13 protein-coding genes and 1 riboswitch are annotated in these 19,991 nt (G+C 46.5%); of the genes, 3 read left to right on the forward strand and 10 right to left on the reverse strand.

Going from position 1 to position 19,991, the window contains the following annotated elements:
• Positions 1-88: 88 nt before the first annotated feature.
• Positions 89-1,054, reverse strand: a complete 966-nt coding sequence (locus MHB56_RS10705) for an MBL fold metallo-hydrolase (protein ID WP_076185434.1) — start codon at positions 1,052-1,054, stop codon at positions 89-91.
• 223 nt (positions 1,055-1,277) lie between these two features.
• Here MHB56_RS10705 and MHB56_RS10710 point away from each other — a divergent pair, with 223 nt between their 5' ends.
• Positions 1,278-2,414 carry a virulence factor gene (locus MHB56_RS10710; protein ID WP_076128692.1) on the forward strand — a complete coding sequence of 379 codons (1,137 nt, stop codon included), beginning with the start codon at positions 1,278-1,280 and terminating at the stop codon, positions 2,412-2,414.
• 101 nt (positions 2,415-2,515) lie between these two features.
• Positions 2,516-2,721: riboswitch (Lysine riboswitch) on the forward strand.
• A gap of 199 nt (positions 2,722-2,920) precedes the next feature.
• Positions 2,921-4,402 carry an amino acid permease gene (locus MHB56_RS10715; RefSeq protein ID WP_280753546.1) on the forward strand — a complete coding sequence of 494 codons (1,482 nt, stop codon included), beginning with the start codon at positions 2,921-2,923 and terminating at the stop codon, positions 4,400-4,402.
• 108 nt (positions 4,403-4,510) lie between these two features.
• Here MHB56_RS10715 and MHB56_RS10720 read toward each other — a convergent pair whose 3' ends face one another.
• The 5 genes from MHB56_RS10720 to MHB56_RS10740 form a co-directional block, all read right to left on the reverse strand.
• Positions 4,511-5,650, reverse strand: coding sequence for a transglutaminase domain-containing protein (locus MHB56_RS10720; RefSeq protein WP_076185435.1), 1,140 nt, complete (start codon positions 5,648-5,650; stop codon positions 4,511-4,513).
• Between the two features lie 139 nt (positions 5,651-5,789).
• Positions 5,790-8,162 carry a glycoside hydrolase family 95 protein gene (locus MHB56_RS10725; protein WP_341143559.1) on the reverse strand — a complete coding sequence of 791 codons (2,373 nt, stop codon included), beginning with the start codon at positions 8,160-8,162 and terminating at the stop codon, positions 5,790-5,792.
• Between the two features lie 115 nt (positions 8,163-8,277).
• Complete coding sequence (locus MHB56_RS10730; RefSeq protein ID WP_080742630.1) at positions 8,278-10,035, reverse strand: ABC transporter substrate-binding protein; 1,758 nt, start codon at positions 10,033-10,035, stop codon at positions 8,278-8,280.
• A 141-nt stretch (positions 10,036-10,176) separates the two neighbouring features.
• The gene (locus tag MHB56_RS10735) at positions 10,177-11,082 is read right to left on the reverse strand and encodes a carbohydrate ABC transporter permease (protein WP_076128700.1); all 906 of its coding nucleotides are present in this window, start codon (positions 11,080-11,082) and stop codon (positions 10,177-10,179) included.
• Positions 11,083-11,147: 65 nt separating this feature from the next.
• Positions 11,148-12,128 (reverse strand): ABC transporter permease, encoded by a 981-nt coding sequence (locus tag MHB56_RS10740; RefSeq protein ID WP_076100584.1) that lies wholly within the window; start codon positions 12,126-12,128, stop codon positions 11,148-11,150.
• Between the two features lie 742 nt (positions 12,129-12,870).
• On the opposite strand from MHB56_RS10740, the gene MHB56_RS10745 reads away from it, so the two are divergent.
• Positions 12,871-13,272 (forward strand): hypothetical protein, encoded by a 402-nt coding sequence (locus MHB56_RS10745; RefSeq protein WP_248549626.1) that lies wholly within the window; start codon positions 12,871-12,873, stop codon positions 13,270-13,272.
• A 79-nt stretch (positions 13,273-13,351) separates the two neighbouring features.
• On the opposite strand, the gene MHB56_RS10750 is transcribed toward MHB56_RS10745, so the two are convergent.
• The 4 genes from MHB56_RS10750 to xylA form a co-directional block, all read right to left on the reverse strand.
• The gene (locus MHB56_RS10750) at positions 13,352-14,902 is read right to left on the reverse strand and encodes a response regulator transcription factor (protein WP_076185438.1); all 1,551 of its coding nucleotides are present in this window, start codon (positions 14,900-14,902) and stop codon (positions 13,352-13,354) included.
• Positions 14,899-16,686: a sensor histidine kinase gene (locus MHB56_RS10755; protein WP_076128708.1), complete on the reverse strand. Its 1,788-nt coding sequence runs from the start codon at positions 16,684-16,686 to the stop codon at positions 14,899-14,901. The genes MHB56_RS10750 and MHB56_RS10755 overlap by 4 nt, the downstream gene beginning before the upstream one ends.
• 207 nt (positions 16,687-16,893) lie before the next feature.
• On the reverse strand, positions 16,894-18,390 hold the full coding sequence (xylB, locus tag MHB56_RS10760) for a xylulokinase (RefSeq protein ID WP_341143560.1): 1,497 nt from the start codon (positions 18,388-18,390) through the stop codon (positions 16,894-16,896).
• 187 nt (positions 18,391-18,577) lie between these two features.
• Positions 18,578-19,894, reverse strand: coding sequence for a xylose isomerase (gene xylA, locus MHB56_RS10765; RefSeq protein ID WP_076128712.1), 1,317 nt, complete (start codon positions 19,892-19,894; stop codon positions 18,578-18,580).
• Positions 19,895-19,991 lie beyond the last annotated feature (97 nt).

The following is a 19,991-nucleotide window of genomic DNA, read 5'->3' on the forward strand; positions in this document are numbered from 1 at the left end:
GTAAAATAGCCTTTTCAGCTGTTCTCTCCAATACTAAAGTTATTCCAGCTGCTGTACAGAGGTCGCCAGTTAGGAGGAATTTTTTCAATTATTGTCCAGTTATGCGATTCTCGGGTTGTATAATAAGCGTTTCGCCATAGCTGAGCGTACGGATTCTTTCTTCAGAAATACCCTGTTTAAGCCGGGCACTTTCCATCCGATCCAGCGCTTCCCGGGCCGTATCATCAGCAAGTCTATAGGTGCCGTAATGCATCGGAATCATGGTCTCCGCTCCAACATCTACAAATGCTTGTATAGCCTCTTCAGGGGTTACATGCTGCGAGGTCATGAACCACTCCGGTTCATAAGCTCCAATCGGCATGAGTGCAACATGAAGCTTATAGCGGCTCCCAATCTCCTTAAAACCCGGAAAATAACCGCTATCTCCTGCGAAATACAGGTTAGGAGGCAGCTTGTCGCTATCCGATTCGATCGGCTGCAGAATGTATCCTCCCCAATGAGAAGTATTCGTGTCCCAAGGCGTTCTCCGCGTCCAGTGCTGAGTCGGCACGAAGGTAAGCTTAATTTTACCTAGCGTATTTTCCTGCCACCATTCCATTTCTATGCAGTTATGAAATCCTTTGCGGAGCATCTTTCGTTTCAAGCCTATAGGAACAACAAGGGTTGTCCCTGCTCTATATAATTTACGGATAGAAGCCATATGCAAGTGGTCATAATGAGAGTGCGAGATCAGAATCAGGTCAATGGGAGGCACTTCGCTGAGCGGAATCCCGGGTTGCCCCAATCTTTTCTCAAAGCCTAGTCTTCTCGCCCAGATTGGATCAGTAATGATATTCATCCCTTCATATTGAAGGAAAAACGTTGAATGCCCAATCCACGTAATGGTGGTCTCCAGGCGATTCTCCGCCAGATAAGCTAACCTCGGCGGCGTACTTGGCACTACATATGAATAATCTTTTTTCTTCCGTCGACGTTCCTCCCGCCACTTACGAAACTCTTTAAGTGTTTTATCGGTACTCACATTGTCGAGGTTATTGTAGCGAAATTTAGCCATAGAGCACCTCATCTTTAGAAGTTTGCAGAGCATGCTTTACTTTAGCGAATATAATACAACTATATTGAACGGCAGAGTATTTTGCAAAATATACAAGTTACTTGGTAATGGTGCGCCCTTTTTCCGCAAAATATCTAAGTACCCTTTTGTGTTTCACGCCAGAAATGAGATAATATGTGTATAAAGTATGGCGGTGCATATACCGTTCAAGGGGGAGCTACGTATGAAGATTACTTTTATTGAACCGACTCCAAGTCCAAATACGATGAAGCTTCATTTGGACGAAAGTCTGGAACCTGGAATTCGCAGAACCTATACACCAGAAAGTGAACGTTCCGCACCGGCCTGGGCACGCGAAATGTTAACGATACCGGGCGTTATTAGCATCTATCACGCTGCTGACTTTGCAGCGCTCGAACGCAAGGGCAATGCGGATTGGGCAGCGATTCTAAGAGAAGTCCAGAACCGCTTCGGCAACAGCGAAGGCTTAAATGACGATTGGAATCTTGCCGATGAGAACGCTGGCGCTCATTTCGGCGAAGCTCAAGTCTTCGTCCAGATGTTCCGCGGAATTCCGCTGCAGATCCGCGTTAAGACCGGCGCGAATGAAGAGCGCATCTCCTTAGCAAACCGCTTCACGAAGGCGGTTATGGATGTGGCTAGCGCCGTGATGATTAAAGAGCGTAAGCTCACTGATTACGGCGTGCGTTATGGCGAGCCCGCGGAGATTGCACGCGAGGTGGAGCAAGAGGTCGAAGCGGCGTATCCGCAGGAACGCCTCGACTCTCTCGTGCAGCAAGCCATTGCGCACGGCGCCGAAGGTGAGTTCGTCGAGCAGAGACGAACCCGCAGTCAGGATGAGCTGCTGCGAGACCTGAAGCATGAGGATTGGCGCGTGCGCTACGCCGCGCTGGAGGATCTTACGCCGACGGCGGAGCTCCTGCCGGAGCTTAAGGCGGCGCTGCACGATCCCAAGCTGCATATTCGCAGGCTTGCGGTCGTGTATCTAGGCGACCTTCGCACGCCTGAAGCGATGGAGCTGCTCTATGAGGCGATGGCAGACAGCGCGCCAGCCGTGAGACGTACGGCAGGCGATACGCTGTCCGACATCGGCGATCCTGCCGCCACGCCAGTGATGACGGCAGCACTGACAGATAAGAGCAAGCTTGTCCGCTGGCGCGCAGCTCGTTTCCTCTATGAGGTGGGCACATCCGATGCCCAAGAAGCGCTGTCAGTTGCGGCGGAAGATCCGGAATTCGAGGTTGGACTTCAGGCCAAAATGGCTTTGGAACGTATCGCTTCCGGTGAAGCAGCGGCGGGTACCGTTTGGCAGCAAATGTCAGAGCGTCGTCGCAGCTAACATTCCCTACCGGATTTTGTCATTGCTTGACTTGCGAACTTGCTTTATACTAATTCCTGTTGTTTATAAATGAATGAAGTAAAGATAGCCTCGTCATACTAAGATGAGGTAGAGGTCGCGGATATAAAGAGTACGCGCGTGGAGACGTTAGAGCCGTCTATGAATCGCGTCGAAAGGAATATCTGCCGAAGTCTGCACTGTCGCTCTTACAGCGGTGCAGGCTGGGGCCGTTGCCGAAAGGCACGGAACTGTCACATTGTATAACCTGCATAAGCAGCAGGTCATAATGTGTTGCGCTATCTTCACAGGGAGTATGATGCGGAGCTGTATAGATGGAAACCGCAGATATAGTCTGCGGTTTCTTTGCGTTTACAGAATTTGTATATTTAGTGTTTGTCCATAACCTTATGGAGACCACCAAATACACTCTCCCGCTCTGCGGGAGGAAGCAGCTCAGCACTCCCCGTTCATGAATTGAAAGATTAGATCATAAGGAGTGTCAAATCATGCAGGGCAAGCAGCAAAATCTAGCACAAGGCAACGTAGGTAACCCGCCTGAGCTAAAAAAATCATTTAAAGCAAGGCATTTGACCATGATTGCGCTTGGAGGATCTATTGGTACTGGACTCTTCCTGGCCAGTGGTGGCGCTATCGCTTCAGCCGGACCCGGTGGAGCACTTCTAGCCTATACGGCTGTTGGTGTTATGGTTTATTTCCTCATGACCAGTCTGGGAGAGCTCGCTACCTATTTGCCGGATTCGGGCTCATTCAGCACTTACGGCACGCGTTTCGTCAGCCCCGCTTTTGGGTTCGCCATCGGCTGGAACTTCTGGTATAACTGGGCGGTTACGATTGCAGCAGAATTGTCTGCCGCCACCGTCATTATTAAATATTGGTTCCCGGACAGTCCCTCCTTTCTCTGGAGTCTCGTGTTCCTGCTGCTGATGTTCGGTCTTAATTTCCTATCTGCTCGTGGATACGGAGAATCAGAATATTGGTTTGCCATTATCAAAATTATTACTGTTATCGCCTTCCTTATTGTCGGAGTTTTGATGATTTTCGGAATCATGGGCGGAAAAGCCGTAGGCTTCAGCAATTTCCAGATCGGGGGCAGCTCGTTCCACGGTGGCTTCTTCGCTTTCGTCGGTGTCTTTATGGCTGCGGGATTCTCCTTCCAAGGCACCGAGCTAATCGGTGTTGCAGCAGGTGAGAGTGAGAACCCTCGCCGTAACGTACCTATTGCTATTCGCCAAGTCTTCTGGCGTATATTAATCTTTTATATCCTCGCTATACTAGTAATCGGAATGCTGATTCCTTACACGAATCCAGATCTGCTGCGCGGTGGTATTGATGATATCGGAGTCAGTCCGTTTACGATCGTATTTAATAAAGCAGGACTTGCTATTGCCGCATCCGTCATGAATGCTGTCATTCTCAGCTCCGTATTGTCAGCCGGGAACTCGGGAATGTACGCCTCCACCCGCGTCCTGTACGCTATGGCTAAGGATGGAATGGCTCCACGTGCTCTAGGCAAGCTTAATCGCCGCGGTGTTCCTGTTGGTGCTTTGCTCGTGACCACAGCCGTGGGTATGTTAGCCTTTTTAGCATCATTCTTTGGTGATGGTGCTGTATACAACTGGTTGCTTAATGCTTCCGGTATGTGTGGATTTATTAACTGGCTCGGCATCGCTGTCTGCCATTATCGTTTCAGACGCGCCTTTATAGCTCAAGGTCATTCCCTTGATGAGCTGCCTTACCGGGCTAGATGGTTCCCGTTTGGGCCTATATTTGCCTTAGTACTTTGTACGGTAGCCATCCTTGGCCAGAATATGGGTGCCTTCTCAGGTGGAAACATCGACTGGTACGGTATTGCCGTTTCCTATATCAGCCTGCCATTATTCGTCTTGATTTGGGCCGGCTATCGCTTCTTCCGCAAGAGTAATATTATTCCTTTGGATAAATGCGATCTTAGTACTCACCCAGAATAAATAGACTCCTCAAAAAGGGATATCCAGAAGCCTGAAAGGCTGCGGGATATCCCTTTTTATATAAATCAATCTAGTATATTCAACTCCTGATTTTACTTAGCCCTTTGCCTATTCCCAAGTCACATACACTTTTAGATCACCCGTATTATCAAAAGAAGTGCTAGAATAAGACACTTCCTCTAGTCCAAGTTTATATAACTCCTGTAGATCATTCTTCAGCTGGGTTCCACTACCGTCATAACGGAATAATAAAGATCCCTCTCCTGAAGCGACAGCCTTATTCGCCAGCTGAATTAAATCTGCTGCTGAACGTACAATCCGTTCCTCGGCATACAGCTCATAATTAAGGTCCTTCTGAAGCTGCTTATACACCCCGGCGCTCTGTCCTCCACGCTCTACAAGTGCTGACAAGGTCTTATAATAGGCAACCGAGGCTGCCGGATAAGACTTCGTCCAGCTATGGTCCTGACGCATTTGGGCATCAGTCTTCAAGTAATACGCGGTGCTTACTACGCCGGCTTTATCAGGTGTCGGGTCATCCCAAGTTGTGTCGAGATGATACCATCTCCCTTCGAGCAGCACTAGATTCCAAGCATGAGACTGGCTGCGTCCTCCCGGCTGTTTTGCAGTGCCCTCAACGATTTTATTACTGAATCCCGCTTCCTTGAGCAGCTTATAGGTCAACAGCGAATACCCTTGGCAAACGGCACTGCCACTCTTCAGGCCTTCATAAGCCGTATATTTACGATAAGAGGTATCATACTTCAGACGCAGCACCACCCAGTCGTGGATAGCCTTAACCTTCTGATGATTATTCATGCCCGGTGTAATGATCTTCTTGAGCGTTGCCTTTACTTCTTTGTTCACAAAAGCGGTCTGCTCCAGCGTTTCCAAGTATTTCACTTCTACCGTAACCTTTACAGAGCTTTTGCTCCCTCGATAAGTGTATCCGTAGCTGTCTATGATGTAATACAAATAGGGATCGCTATTCATCGCTTGATCTAGACCCGTTTGTATCTGTGTTTTTAAATTCGAGGTTTTCCCCTCATAAGTAAAAGTGATAGTCTCTCTACGATTATTCATCGCACCGGTTAGCTTCTGGGCAATCTCACTCACAGAACGAACGGTCGGTGAAGTCGTGGCCGCATAAGCATGCCCCCAGGTCCAATACAATGTCGGGGGAATGGCTGCGCAAATAATCACTCCTCCAAGAATGACTTTTGCCAACGTGAAGCGTTTTTTCCACATAATTATTCTGATCCTCCGGCTCCTACAGACTTATTCAAAACCCTCCATTTAATAGATAATGAAGACTTGGGCAAAAAAAGACTGTTCTCTGTAGAATAATTCTACTCTGAGAACAGCCTCTAAGCCAGATCAATATGAATTATTTCTTTAGGGGTGTAATGAGATAGGTCTCTCCTATTACTGTTTCAAATTCCAGCCCCGCTCCTTCAATCTGTGTACCATCAGGTTTTTGAATGAGCAAAGGCTGGTGTTGAACAATTCTGCAGGATCGGCCATGAGTCGAGGTAACCTCTGCCCTTGTTAAACAGCCCCCGCTCCATTCTATAGTCATGACAAAGCCACCACGTGCCACCAACCCTTTCACGCTGCCTTCAGACCATTCCTCTGGAAGAGCAGGTAATAGTTCCAGACCCTCCTGATGACTCTGCAAAAGCATTTCTGCTATTCCGGCTGTAGTTCCGAAGTTTCCATCAATCTGAAACGGAGGATGATTACCGAACAGGTTCGGCAAACTGGAATCTTGCAAAATGCGACGTAGACAGCTAACCGCACTCTCGCCATCCTTCAGACGCGCATAAAGATTAAGCAACCAAGCTGCGCTCCAGCCTGTATGGCCACCTCCATGTTCTATACGTTTCTTCAGTGTTAAGGCTGCCGCCTCCGCTAGCTCTGGTGTGGAGGAAGGGCTAATTACGTTCCCAGGATACAGGTCATACAAATGAGAAACATGACGATGCCCAGGCTCTTGTTCAGCAAAATCCTCATTCCATTCGCGGACAGTTCCGTCCGGTGCGATCCCTTGGTGGGCAAGCTGTTTCTGTTTCTGCATAAGCTCCTGACGCAGCTCTACATCGGTATTTAAAATATCAGCAGCCTGAATGCAGTGCTTGAACAACTCAGTGATAAGCGATAAATCCATAGCTGAGCCAGCCGAGACACTGCATGGTGTGCCGTCAGCAGTCAGAAATACATTCTCTGGCGAGGTAGACAGACCTGTGGTCCATCTTCCATCAGGCAGCTCTACTAGCCAATCCAGACAAAACAATGCGGCTCCCTTTAATATGGGATAAGCTGTGCGCAAATAGTCCTCATCTGGACGAAAAGCGTAACGCTCCCATAGATGGCGAGAGAGCCATACCCCGCCCATTGGCCAAAAAGCCCACATCGCCTTACCGTCTGATGGAGAAGTCATCCGCCACAAATCGGTATTATGGTGTACTGTCCAGCCACGTGCGGCATAATGAATACTCGCTGTACGGCTGCCAGCCACGCTAAGCTCCGTGATAAAATCTATTAAAGGTTCATGGCATTCGCCCAATCCGCATAACTCGGCTGGCCAATAATTCATTTCGGTGTTTATATTTGTCGTATAATTGCTGTTCCATGGTGGCTGAATATAGGGATTCCAAATGCCCTGCAGATTCAGAGCTTGCGTCCCCGGCCGTGAGCCAGCAATCATCAGGTAGCGGCCATACTGGAACAGCAACGCTTCCAGTTCAGGATCTGCCTGTCCTTCGCGGTATTGTACCAGGCGCTCATCAGTCGGAAGCTCTCCTCGGGAAGCAGCAGATGCAAGCGTCAACTCCACACGGTGGAACAAGGATTGATGATCCTCTAAGTGGCGCTGCTTAAGCTCTGCGTATCCTTTAGAGGCTGAAGCTAACTGCAGTAGGCACAACTCCGCTGGCAGCTTGCCACCGCTTCCCGGCATCCGGTCATACCCGGCATAATCGGTTGCCGCAGCCAGACGAAGGGTAATGGAGTGCGCGCCAGAAATCAACAGCGAGCCGTTCTCCGCTACACAAGTCCCACCTTCCGTCTGGATCTCCATAACCGCAGCAAAACTTATGCCAAGCCCCTCTTCATATAATACGGCACGCGGGTGATCCCCTACGTAGTTATCAGCCACATGCGACGGGGCACGGCCAGTCATAATCAGCATGCCATCCGGAGTAATCTCCGAGTTGAAAGGATGTGGTGATGCCAGATCCGCCCAGAAATCTGGCAGAGTAGCTTGGCCCTCCCCCCCCTCAGCACGGATATGAAGAGCTATAATGTCATCCGGTCTGCTGGCCAATACTTCACGTACGATCCTTACACCACCGGCAGTATAGGATACCGTAGCCAACGCCTGATCCAGATCAAGCTCTCTCCGGTAATCCTCTACAGGACCTGCAAAATTAAACTTCAATCGCAAATCTCCAAGCGGTTGATAGGATTCCGTCCGGCTGCCTAACATTTTGGCGTCCACCAGTGCTTCTGCTTCCTTGTATTTCCCCTCTGCAACTAGCTGTTTAGCTGGAGCCAAATGCCGCAGTGCCTCATAGTTGGCTTTATCCCGCGGGAAACCTGACCATAGAGTGTCTTCATTTAATTGAATCCGTTCTTCTTCGATTCCACCAAAGACCATGCCGCCCAGCCTCCCGTTACCTACGGGCAGCGCCTCTTCCCATACAGCCGCCGGCTGCTTGTACCATAACTCATGCCGTCCGGAGTTCTTGCTCTCTCCCATGTATATTCCTCCTGTCCTGTTATTACCGGTGAAAAGCAATCAGCGGGAGGCCCGGACTTTCGTTCGGACTTCCCGCCATCTTCATGCTTTTATTGGATTAGACGAAATTTAATAATTAATCATTCCAAAGTTTCACGCGTTGTTTAACCAGCTCTTCACGCAAATCTTCAGCTTTCGTTACACCAGCTTTATCAAGCTCAGCCATGTAAGCATCCCAAACTTTATCGAAATCAGCTGGTTTAGACAAGATTGCTTCTGGGATCCGTTTCCAACTGATATCCTTCAGCTTGTTGTCAAGAACGACAATTTCGCTATCCCCAGGAATCGTGATGTTCCATGCTGCGCCCCAAGGTTTAACTTTGAACTCATCTTCACTTGGGAAGAGGTCTTTCCAAGTTGTTGCTTTGTAAGCAGCAAGTGTTTCTTTTTCAACCGCATTGTAACCTACAGTTACTTGCTCAGGGAAACGAGTTGTGTAGTAGTTACCAGATGGATCCAATACACCGTCGCCATAGTGAGCGCTCAGCAATGCATAGTTTGATCCGACATTACCCAAACCAGTTTCTTTTTGGAAGTTGGTAGTGTCATTATATTTACGGTCGTTCACATCTTCAGGAATGACACGTTTGCCATCAACAACATTGTAGTGTTTGCCTTCAATACCCCAGTTAACCAATACTTGACCTTCGTCGGAAGCTAGGTAGTCCAGGAATTTAATCGCACGAACTGGATCTTTAGCATCTACGCTGATCCCAATTCCGTTACCACCCATGAAGCCTGTAGGCCAGAAGGAGGTTTCTTTGTACTCCTCAGACAAGGTTACAGGATAGTGTCCATAGCCTTGATCCAGCTTGCCTTCAGCTTTCAATGCTCTTTCTCCATCGCCATAACCCCAGTCTTGGTCAATCAAACCAATAACGCGGCCGGTAGCAATTTTAGCTTTGTACTGATCATACTTTTGAACGAAACTTTCTGGATCAAGCAATCCGATATCGTTCATGTGGTTGAGCCAGCGGAAATATTCTTTTTCAGCCGGACGACGGAAGTGATAAGTTACTTCTTGGGTGTCGATATCAATCGCATATTCACCATCGTCAGGAGAACCAGTAGTAATAAATGCTGGGTTAGTTACTGTAATGTACATGTACCAATCGTCTGCATTCAGAGTCAGGCCGATGTTTTTGTTACCATTTTCATCGGTAGGATGTTTTTCCAGGTAAGCCTTGATTACGTTCTCATAATCTTGAACAGTTTTGATTGCAGGATATCCAGCTTCTTTAACAGCACGGTGCTGTAGTTCAAATCCGCCACCAGCATCAAAATATTTGTTGTCCACACCTGCATAAGTAGGGATGGCATAAATCGCATGATCATCGTCACTGTAACGTGAACGTTTCATGCCTTCTTCGCCCAATACTTTTTTGATATTCGGAGCATATTTTTCAATCAGGTCTGTTAGATCAAGCATTGCGCCTGCATCCACCAGCTTACTGACATCAGTCTTAGCACTGATCAAATCCGGATATTCGCCGCTCGCTGCGATCAAGGCTACTTTTTGTTGAGGATCACCAACTGCATATTCAGCATTTAGGGTTACTCCCGTTTTTTCCGTAATCACTTTACCAACTTCATCTTGCATACCTGTCCAGTTAGGGTTAGGGTCTGCACTGAAGAAGGTCATCGTGAGCGGGGAAATATCCTCAGCCGCATTGGTCGCATTTCCAGCATTAGTTGCATTGCCGCCTGTATTTCCAGCTGCAGCATTACCATTGTTGCCATTGTTACCGCCGCAGCCTGCAAGCACACCGAGCAGCATAATAGAAGTGAGCGTTAATGCCGTAGCTTTGGCTTTTATCTTTCTATTACTTCCCATTAAATAAACCCTCCTTAAAATTGTTTATCTATCGTATCACAGGTGAAGACCTGTTAATACTTTACCCAGCTTGCCAAAAGAAAACGGATACACAATAGGTTTTAAGCATAGGGGAGACTAAGCTCCCCCGTTAAACTGTGATTAACTCTTCACAGCACCAAGTGTCATACCTTTAACAAAATACTTCTGAATGAACGGATAAACCAACAGGATCGGTACGGTTACGACAATCGTAATCGCCATTTTGAGCGACTCCGGCGAGACCTGATTGGAAGCCAGCGAAGCAATGTTGGAGCGGTAGTCGCCTCCGTTACCACTTGTTGTGGTCTGTAGAACCTTCATCAATTCATATTGCAATGTGGTCAAGTTAGGGCTTGAACCATTGTACAGATAAGTATCAAACCAAGCATTCCATTGACCTACTGCTAGGAACAGCGCGATCGTTGCTAGCGCTGGCTTCATCAATGGCAGAATAACGCGGAAGTAGATTGTAAAGTCATTGGCTCCATCCAGCTTCGCCGATTCCTGCAGCGCATACGGCAGGCCGTCGATGAAGGAGCGGATAACGAAGACGTTAAAGGCACTAACCAGTCCAGGCAATACATAGACTGCAAAGCTGTTCATCATATGCAGATCCTTGATCAGCATATAGATTGGAATCATTCCTCCTGAGATATACATGGTCATTGCCAAGAATGTGGAGACAAACTTGCGACCTGCAAAGTCAGGGCGGCTGATCGTAAACGCCAGCATCGAGGCACTGATCAGTCCGAACAAAGTACCGATAATTGTCCGCAAAGCGGATATTTTAAACCCGGTGATTAATCCGGAGAAAGTGAAGATCTTTAGGTAATTGTCCCAGGTAAAATCCCGGGGATAGATGGTCACTCCACCGCGCACACTGTCCACTGAATCATTCAGTGAGATGGCAAGCACGTTCAAAAACGGATAAATCGTGATTACAACCACGAACAGTACTACAAAATATACAAAGAAATCAAAGATCCGGTCTGACCATGACTTTCCGGTGATAGCTGAATTTCCCACTGTAACGCTCTCCTTTCATGAAAAGGGCAATTTACTGCCACGATTGGGTAGAAGGGCCTTCTGTGCTACAGAAGGCTCTCTTTTGTTGTACGTTTGAAGATTCCATTAATCGTAAACAGTAGAATTACACTGATCACTGAGTTGAATATATTGATCGCAGTACCGTAGGAATATCTCGCCATGCCCAGTCCGTATTTCAGTGAATACAAGTCTAGCACTTGAGAATAGTCGGTAACGAGGTTGTTTCCGAGCAAGAATTGCTTCTCAAAGCCGATATTGAGCAAATTACCCACCGACATAATGAGTAGTACAGTAATTGTTGGGCGAATACCCGGAAGTGTAATATGCCATACCTGACGAAGCCTGCTGGCACCGTCTACCCGGGCCGCTTCGTACAATTCAGGCCCAATACCTGCGATAGCTGCAAGGTAGATGATGGCGTTCCATCCGGTCTCTTTCCAGACATCCGATAAGGTAACGATTCCCCAGAAGAGATGGCCCTGGGCCATAAACTGGATAGGTGCGTCTATGAATCCTATTCCTAACAAGATATCGTTTACAAGACCATTTTCACCAGATAACATTTTAGTTACAATCCCCGCTGCAACCACCCATGATACAAAGTGGGGCAAATACGAGACTGTTTGAGCAAATCTTTTAAAGAAGCCAAGACGCACTTCATTGAGCAATATTGCAAACGTTATTGGAAAGATAAATCCTGCGACTAAGCCCATTCCACTCATCGCCAGCGTATTACGCAGCGCCAGAAGGAATTGCGAGTCACTGAACAGTGTCTTAAAGTGTTCAAAACCTACCCATTCTTGTTCAAAAAAGCCACGTGCAGGCTTGTACTTTTGAAAAGCCATCGTCCAGCCCCATAACGGGAGATAACTGAAGACGAATGCCCAGATCACAAAAGGTATCGACATCATCCATAAGTACTTTTGATTCTTAAAGCTTCTCCAAAACCGTCCTCCTGAAGCAGGCTTTTTGTTGCGTGTTCGGGTATCCGGCGGGATTTGAGAAGTTACTGTGTCCGCTTTCATAAAGCCCCTCCTCTCTATGTCTATATTCTAAATCTCTGTAAGCGATTGCAGTACCCTATAAATTCGACCTAAAATCAGGTGAAAATTAGAGATTTAGAGCCCAAATAAAGCGGATACATCGTTGAAAACACTGAAAACAAACATGAATTTACTGAAAATATAATCAAGTGAAATTATTTGATTTCATAAATCGATACGATACTTAATCCCCTGTCTATTTCACACAATTAATACTTCATCCCATAATTAAAAAACGCCCCGAGCTAACGTTCTATAAGTGAACGTGGCCGGAAGCGAAGGCGCGGACTGAAATGACCTTATTTAAGCAAATTGCACATCTTATTGGGTTAGGCGGACTATAAAGACCTTATTCACTTAAAAAACCACCTTTTGGAGAACATTTGCAGCTAATAACGTACATGGAGTCCGATAAATCGAAATTGGACTCGAAATAGCCCAAATAACGACTCTGGAGTCCGTCATACCCGCGAATGAAAACTATAATATGCTCTCAGATGAGGCGTAACAAGTATACCCGTAACCCCTGCCCTGCTCCTCAACGAAAACCTCCGTATGGTTCAATTAAAATTAATTACTTTAATATCATCTTATCTAGAAAATATCACCTGATACATCAGTACTTCAACTATTTCAGATACATATTCCTTATACGCACATGCCGAGTCGACATTATCTGTTGTACCTGCAATTTCTTTTCCTAAAGGAGGGTAATAGGAGAGCAATGAAAAACAAAAACATCAAGACATTATTATTGATTATCGCCGCAGTATTATTGACACTAAATTTATTTCAATTCAATAACAACGTAAGCCATAACAGATTAATGAATAGGCTGGACCTGAATCTGACATCAGAACTCGACGGTCTAAGAGTGGAATTAGAACGATCCTCAACACCAAGCATTCTTGCTGTAGAGCAAGCGAGTAAAGTTGCCGCCCTTTCGACGTATTCAACATTAGGGTTCGATTATGGATATACCTTGGAAACCAGAATACATGACAAATATGTACAAAATGAACCTTTTAAAGAGATGGATCAAATTCAAGCGTTACTTCTGGCCCTTCTAAAGGACCCTGCAAATCTAGAATTGCAGCAACGATTAGATTTATTATTAGTGAAGTAGCTTTAATGTAAGAAAAAAAATCCACAGCTAAAGCTCAGGTTATACCTGAACTGCAACTGTGGCTTTTTGGGCTTCTATTTTAGATGTTTTTGCGAAAAGAACTCGGGGAGAGCCCTACATATTTACGGAACTTGGCGTTGAAGTAATCGGGGTTCATGTACCCTACTTTCTCGGCCACCTCATATACTTTCATGCCTTGCGCTAGGAATTGCTTCGCCTTCTCAATCCGCACTTTGTCCACATACGTATTGAAGTATTCCCCGGTAGTGTTCTTGAACATTTTACCTAGATATGCGCTGTTGTAATTAAATAACTCGGATAAGGTCTCAAGCTTAAGGTTCTCATTGTAACGGCGGTTGATTAGCTCCGTAATTTTTTTGATCTCATTCCCTTTGCTGCCACTGGACATTTGATCGGCGATCTCCGCCATGAAATTAACGGCCTGCTCTTGCAGGTCTGCCAGATAATGACTATGGTAGAGCTCACCGATCGGCGGGGAATGCTTAGCGGCATTGCTGCGAATCTCTGGATAGACCGGTTCGAGACGGGCCAACACCGTACTGAGAATCCGCACAAATGTATCTTTGATCTGCTGCTCCTCACTGCCCGCAGCCAGTAGCTCCGCACAGATCGTATCCACCAGCGGTTCAATGGCCGCGCGGCTTCCGGTTTCAACAGCAAGCATTAGGCGGCTCTCCGCATCCTGCCCTTCTTCGGTGTACGCCTCCGCCACTCCAGGAAACAACATACCGGAGAGATCGGCGCTGATCAGAATCCCTTTGCGGTAAAAGAATGCCCGGCGCAGCAGTTCACGCGCCACTTGAAAAGACTGTGCCGCCTCTTCTGGTCCAGCTACAGGGCCTCCCGTTGCTGCGCTGAAGTTGTATCCCTCGCGGCAAATTAAGGAAGCAAGCTCTTCCATCAGCCGCTCCTGTTCCTGCTTTCCTGGCAGCGGCTCTTGCAGCAGGAATCCAATATATGGCGGCATCGTGAAAAACATCCGCTCTTCACTGCTGCCAAAATACTGTTCTACCGCGGCCTTAACGGCCCGCTCCCCTTCCTCACTGCCGCCCGCAGGCGCGAGTAATTCGAGTAGGATCACTTCGACACGGTCTGATTTAAGACCCAGTGCTGCCGCCTGCTTAGCAGGATCATTCTCCCCCTCCTCCGCAGTTGAAGGCTGCAGCAATGTACGCAGCAGGCTTTCGCGATTACGGGCAGGCTCCTCTTCATTCCAGCGGCTAAAGCGATCTTCCTGAGCGATCGTGACTCTGAGTTCCTCCAAATAGTTGATTAGCTCTTCCTCATCCACCGGCTTCAGTAAATAGCCGTCAATGCGGTAAGAAATGGCTCGTTTGGCATACTCAAAATCCGCATGACCACTTAAAATTAGCACATGGCTGGTCGAGCCTTCCTCGCGCAGCTCACCGATTAACTCCAGCCCGTCCATACCAGGCATGCGGATATCCACCACAATCAGTTCCGGATAAAAAATATGATATTTCTCCTGAGCTTGCAAGCCGTTGGCGGCCGTAGCCACCACCGTATACCCTAGCTCTTCCCAAGGGATTAGAGCCCGAAGGCCTTCCCGCAGCTTTGGCTCATCATCAACAATCAATACTTTGATCATAGATTTATGTCCTCCATTGGAATACGAAACGTAATAGATGTTCCTTCATTCATCCGGCTTTCGATATTCAGTCCATATTCAACACCGTAGGATAACTTCAAACGGTCGTGTACATTGCGCAGCCCGATCCGTGCCTCTTCCTGCTCATCACGAACCTCAAGGGTATAACGGATCTGCTCCAGCTTGTCCGGAGTGATCCCGGCTCCATTATCGGTAATGGTAAAGACCGCATGATTCTGCTCACGCTTGATATTCACCGTAACCATTGCTCCATCCATCGTGTTGTCTAACCCATGAATCACCGCATTTTCCACAAGCGGCTGCACAATCAGCGGCGGGATGTAGAGTGATTCGACGGCAGGGTCTACAATAAATTGATATTTCAAACGATCCTCATAACGGAATTGCTGAATATCCAAATAACAACGAACCACTTCAAGCTCCTGGCTAAGCAAAATTTTACTTCGGCCTACCTCCAGATTACTGCGCATCATTTTGCCAAGAAGACGCACTACCCGTGCAATCTCCACTTGCCCTTTCATATGGGCCTCCATACGAATAGATTCCAGCGCATTGAACAAGAAATGAGGATTGATCTGGCTTGCCAGCATTTTAAAACGGATATCATTCTGTTTCTGTTCCAGCAGACTGTTCTGGTCATTAGATTCCTGTACCTCGTACATCAAATCGTTAATACTCCGTACCATAGAATTGAACTGACGAGCTAACAGGGCAATTTCATCTTTGCCATCAATTTTTAATGAAGTGTCAAAATCACCCGTACTAACGCGGTTAATATGTCTGCTTAACTGCAATAATCGACGTGAAAATAACGAAGAGAAACTATATATGATTAAAAAGGCCAATAAAACGCTTACGGCAATCACGGTAATCGAAAGCTTAATCACCCGATTAGGTTCTTTGACTATACTATCAATAGAAAAAACAGAAATAATTCGCAGGGCGTTACGGCTGGCTTGTGGTTTAAGTTCTTCTATCACTATTTTGGAGGCTTCACCATCTACTTCTGCCTCATAGCTCCCGCTTCCTTGCCCCAAAAGCTTTGTATCAAAAGAAACATCTGCCAGTTTCTTTCCTGTCCGATCGCTCCGGTTCGCAGCAATGATATTATCCTGATCATCCACGATCATGGTATCAAATGATTCCTGGCTCAGAATTGAGGTTAGCTGGTGACTGTTTACATTAATAACGAGCACGCCAATCTTACTGGAGCCCTCCAGCTCGATTTTGCGGACAAGACTTAAATAATTCCGCTGATCACGCTCATCCTCTATATATTCCCAACCGACGAGGCTATCGTACCGCTGTGCTCTCTGATACCACTGGCTCTCCTTAATGGCAGACGAAGGATTGATCAGCTCCCAGTTGTTAAGCAGCGTAGCATTATCAGTGTATAAACGTATGTTGGATATGTCTTTATATAATCTTAGGTATTCACGCATATCAGTGTAATCCCGATAAGCCTCAACCACATCATAAGTGCTTACATACTGGCGTATGGCGAGTTTTTTCAGCCGGGCATCATTGGACAATCGATACGCTATATCTTGCGATACACCGATGACTTCTTCTGTTCTTTTTTTTACCCGATCTACGTTAATTGAAGCTTGCTCCAGTGCGTTCTCAAACGCCATGGTCCTCATCTCAATCGTAAGATAACCACCTACCAGTAATACCGGTAAAAGTGTAGTCAGTAAAAAAGCAAGCAGCAGCTTATTGCGGATTTTGATGTCATTCAGCACCTTAACAAACCATTGAAACATGGCCTTTCGCCCCCCGAAACCTTCACTATCTCATGTACAGGCTGCCACTACCATGGAGATATTCCATACTTTACAGAAGAAAAATGAAAACGGCAACATTTTTGAATATTGCCGTTCATCACCTCTATAAAGAAGATGGTCTTTAAAAAGGCCTTCCGCCAGATGCGAAAGACCTTTTTTATATCAGACAGATTGATAAATGGCATTTTATTGGCGATATGCAGCCAGCTTGTTATTCAATTCGCGGGTCTGGCCGTAAACTTCCTGATAGAGGTTGAATAGACCATCATAGATTGCCGTTTGTTTCGGATCTGGTTTATATACATCAGCAGGACGGATAAACGCTTCTGCACATTCCGCAAGGGATGTGAACCATCCGCTTCCATAAGCCGCCAGCATAGCTGCTCCCATTGCCGGACCCTGTTCACTTTCCAGCTTCACGATGGATGCATTGAAAATATCAGCCTGCATTTGCAGCCAAGCCTCATTTTTAGCTCCACCACCAATTGCAATGATCTCTGTAATCTCTTTGTCTGACTCACGTACAATCTCAATGGATTCACGCAGTGAGAAGGTAATGCCTTCTAATACTGCACGTGTAAAATGCGTCAACGTATGCCCTGAATCCATACCAATAAAGCTTCCGCGAATATTCGCATCTGGATGTGGTGTACGTTCTCCTACAATATAAGGTGTGAATAACAGGCCGCCGCTGCCAGCTGGAATAGAGGAAACTCCGCTTAACAGCTCATCAAAGCTTTTGTCCGCCGCAAAGGTTTCTTTGAACCACGTAAGGCTATGACCAGCAGCTAGTGTAACCCCCATAATATAGTAGGCATCTTTTTCACCATGGTTAAAGAAATGGACTTTGCCTTCGAGATTCAAATCTTTATTGCTTTCATAAGAAAGAACTACACCAGATGTACCAATACTGCACATGGTCCGGCCTTCTCCCAATACACCCGCTCCGAGCGCGCCACAAGCATTATCTGCACCACCAGCAAATACCTTTGTTGAAGATAAAAGACCTGACGCTTCAGCAATGTCCGGCAATAAAGTTCCAGTCTGTTCAAAGGATTCTACCAATCTAGGACAAAGAGAAAGCGGAAGTTCAAAAGCCTCTGCGATTTCTGCACTCCATTCTTTAGAACCTACATCCAATAGCAACGTTCCGGCAGCATCGGAGTAATCCATTGCATAATCACCCGTCAACCGATAACGAACATAATCTTTTGGCAGCAGGAACTGATGCGCCTGTGATAATACTTCTGGTTCATTCTCTTGAACCCACAGAATCTTAGGCAGTGTAAAACCTTCCAATGCTTTGTTTCTGGCGATATCGATCAACTTCGTTCCAAGCGTCTTCTCAATCTTACGGCATTGTGCAGTAGTACGGGTATCATTCCAAAGAATAGCTGGACGCAGCACTTGCCCTTCTTTATCTACTAGTACCAATCCGTGCATTTGTCCGGAGAAACTTAGACCGTCTACTTGAGACGGGTCTATGCCTGATACTTCAATCAGACGGCGCAGGCTGACCAGCGTGCCCTTTACCCAATCTTCAGGATTTTGCTCACTCCAGTTCGGTTGGGGTCTGCTTAGCGGGTAGGACTCGGAATGCTCAAAAGCCACCTTCCCCTGCGGGTCCACTAGAACAGTCTTCACTGCACTAGTCCCCAAATCAACACCTATAACGTATTTCATTTTTGACCTCCTAAAAGTTTTGTTAGCATAGACTTCATTGAATTACTTCGAGCAAAACTTACTTCGTAAGCATCTTGCTTAGTTTTTACTACAAAAAGGGGGCTGCCGAAGAATGCTCTCTTCAGCAACCCCCGTTGCATTTGTTCAAACTCGACTCAAAGCCTAAGCTTCAAGCTCCCTATAAGGACTACTCAGCCAAGATGTATTGGTTAAGGGTAGCTCTCAGGTATTCTTGACGTCCGGATTGGTTAGGACGTGGGTTCTCATTGTTCAAAGCATATTCAGCCAAAGAAGCCAATGTTGCTTTACCGGAAACGATGTCTGCACCAACGCCTTCTGTGAAGCTGCTGTAGCGTTTGTCAATGAAATCTTCGAATACGCGATCTTCGATCAATTTAGCAGCAACTTTCAAGCCTTTTGCGTAAGTATCCATACCAGCGATGTGTGCCAAGAACAGATCTTGTGGCTCGAAGGAAGGACGACGTACTTTAGCGTCGAAGTTAATTCCGCCTTTGCCAAGACCGTCATTCTTCAATACTTCATAAAGAGTAAGTGTTGCATCGTAGATGTTTACTGGGAATTCATCAGTATCCCAACCAAGCAGTGTATCCCCTTGGTTAGCGTCAAGTGATCCAAGCATGCCATTAATACGAGCTACACGAAGTTCATGTTCAAAAGTATGACCTGCAAGCGTAGCGTGGTTAGCTTCAAGGTTCAGCTTGAAGTGCTTGTCGAGGTTGTATTTTTGCAAGAACGAAATTGTTGTTGCTGCATCGAAATCATATTGATGTTTAGTAGGCTCTTTTGGTTTAGGTTCGATCAGGAATTGACCATCAAAACCAATTTCCTTAGCGTAATCTACAGCCATGCTGAACAGACGTGCAATGTTATCTTGTTCAAGACCCATATCTGTATTCAGCAATTCTTCGTAACCTTCACGGCCGCCCCAGAATACATAGTTGCTTGCGCCCAGACGTTTACCAACTTCCAGACCTTTCTTCACTTGTGCTGCTGCATGTGCGAAAACATCAGCGTTAGGTGTAGAACCTGCACCGTGCATATAACGCGGGTTAGTGAACATATTAGCTGTATTCCACAGCAATTTCTTGCCGGAAGTCTTCATGCCTTGTTCAAGGATATCAACAATAGTGTCGATGTTGCTGTAGAACTCACGCAAAGATGCGCCTTCTGGTGCGATATCTACATCATGGAAGCAGAAGTAAGGCAGATCCATCTTGTCCATAAATTCGAATGCTGCTTCAGCGCGAGCTTTAGCTTTATCAAGACCACTCAATTTGTCCCAGCTGCGAATTGCAGTTTCAGCGCCAAACGGATCAGAACCGCCAGCAGTTAATGTATGCCAATAAGCCATTGCAAATTTCAGATGTTCCTCCATAGTTTTGCCGGCTACGACTTCTTTAGGATTGTAGAATTTAAATGCATAAGGGTTGGTGGAACGGCTTCCCTCGTAAGAGATTTTGTTCACTGTCTCAAAATAAGCCATTGTGTAATCCTCCTCATATTGTGCTACGCTAGCAAGCGTTTACAGCATCATCTTAACACATCTTTTTGACTTTGTATATTGGTTAAACAAAGTTTTT

This window comes from Paenibacillus sp. FSL H8-0315, from assembly GCF_038005365.1.
GTDB lineage: Bacteria > Bacillota > Bacilli > Paenibacillales > Paenibacillaceae > Paenibacillus_AQ > Paenibacillus_AQ odorifer.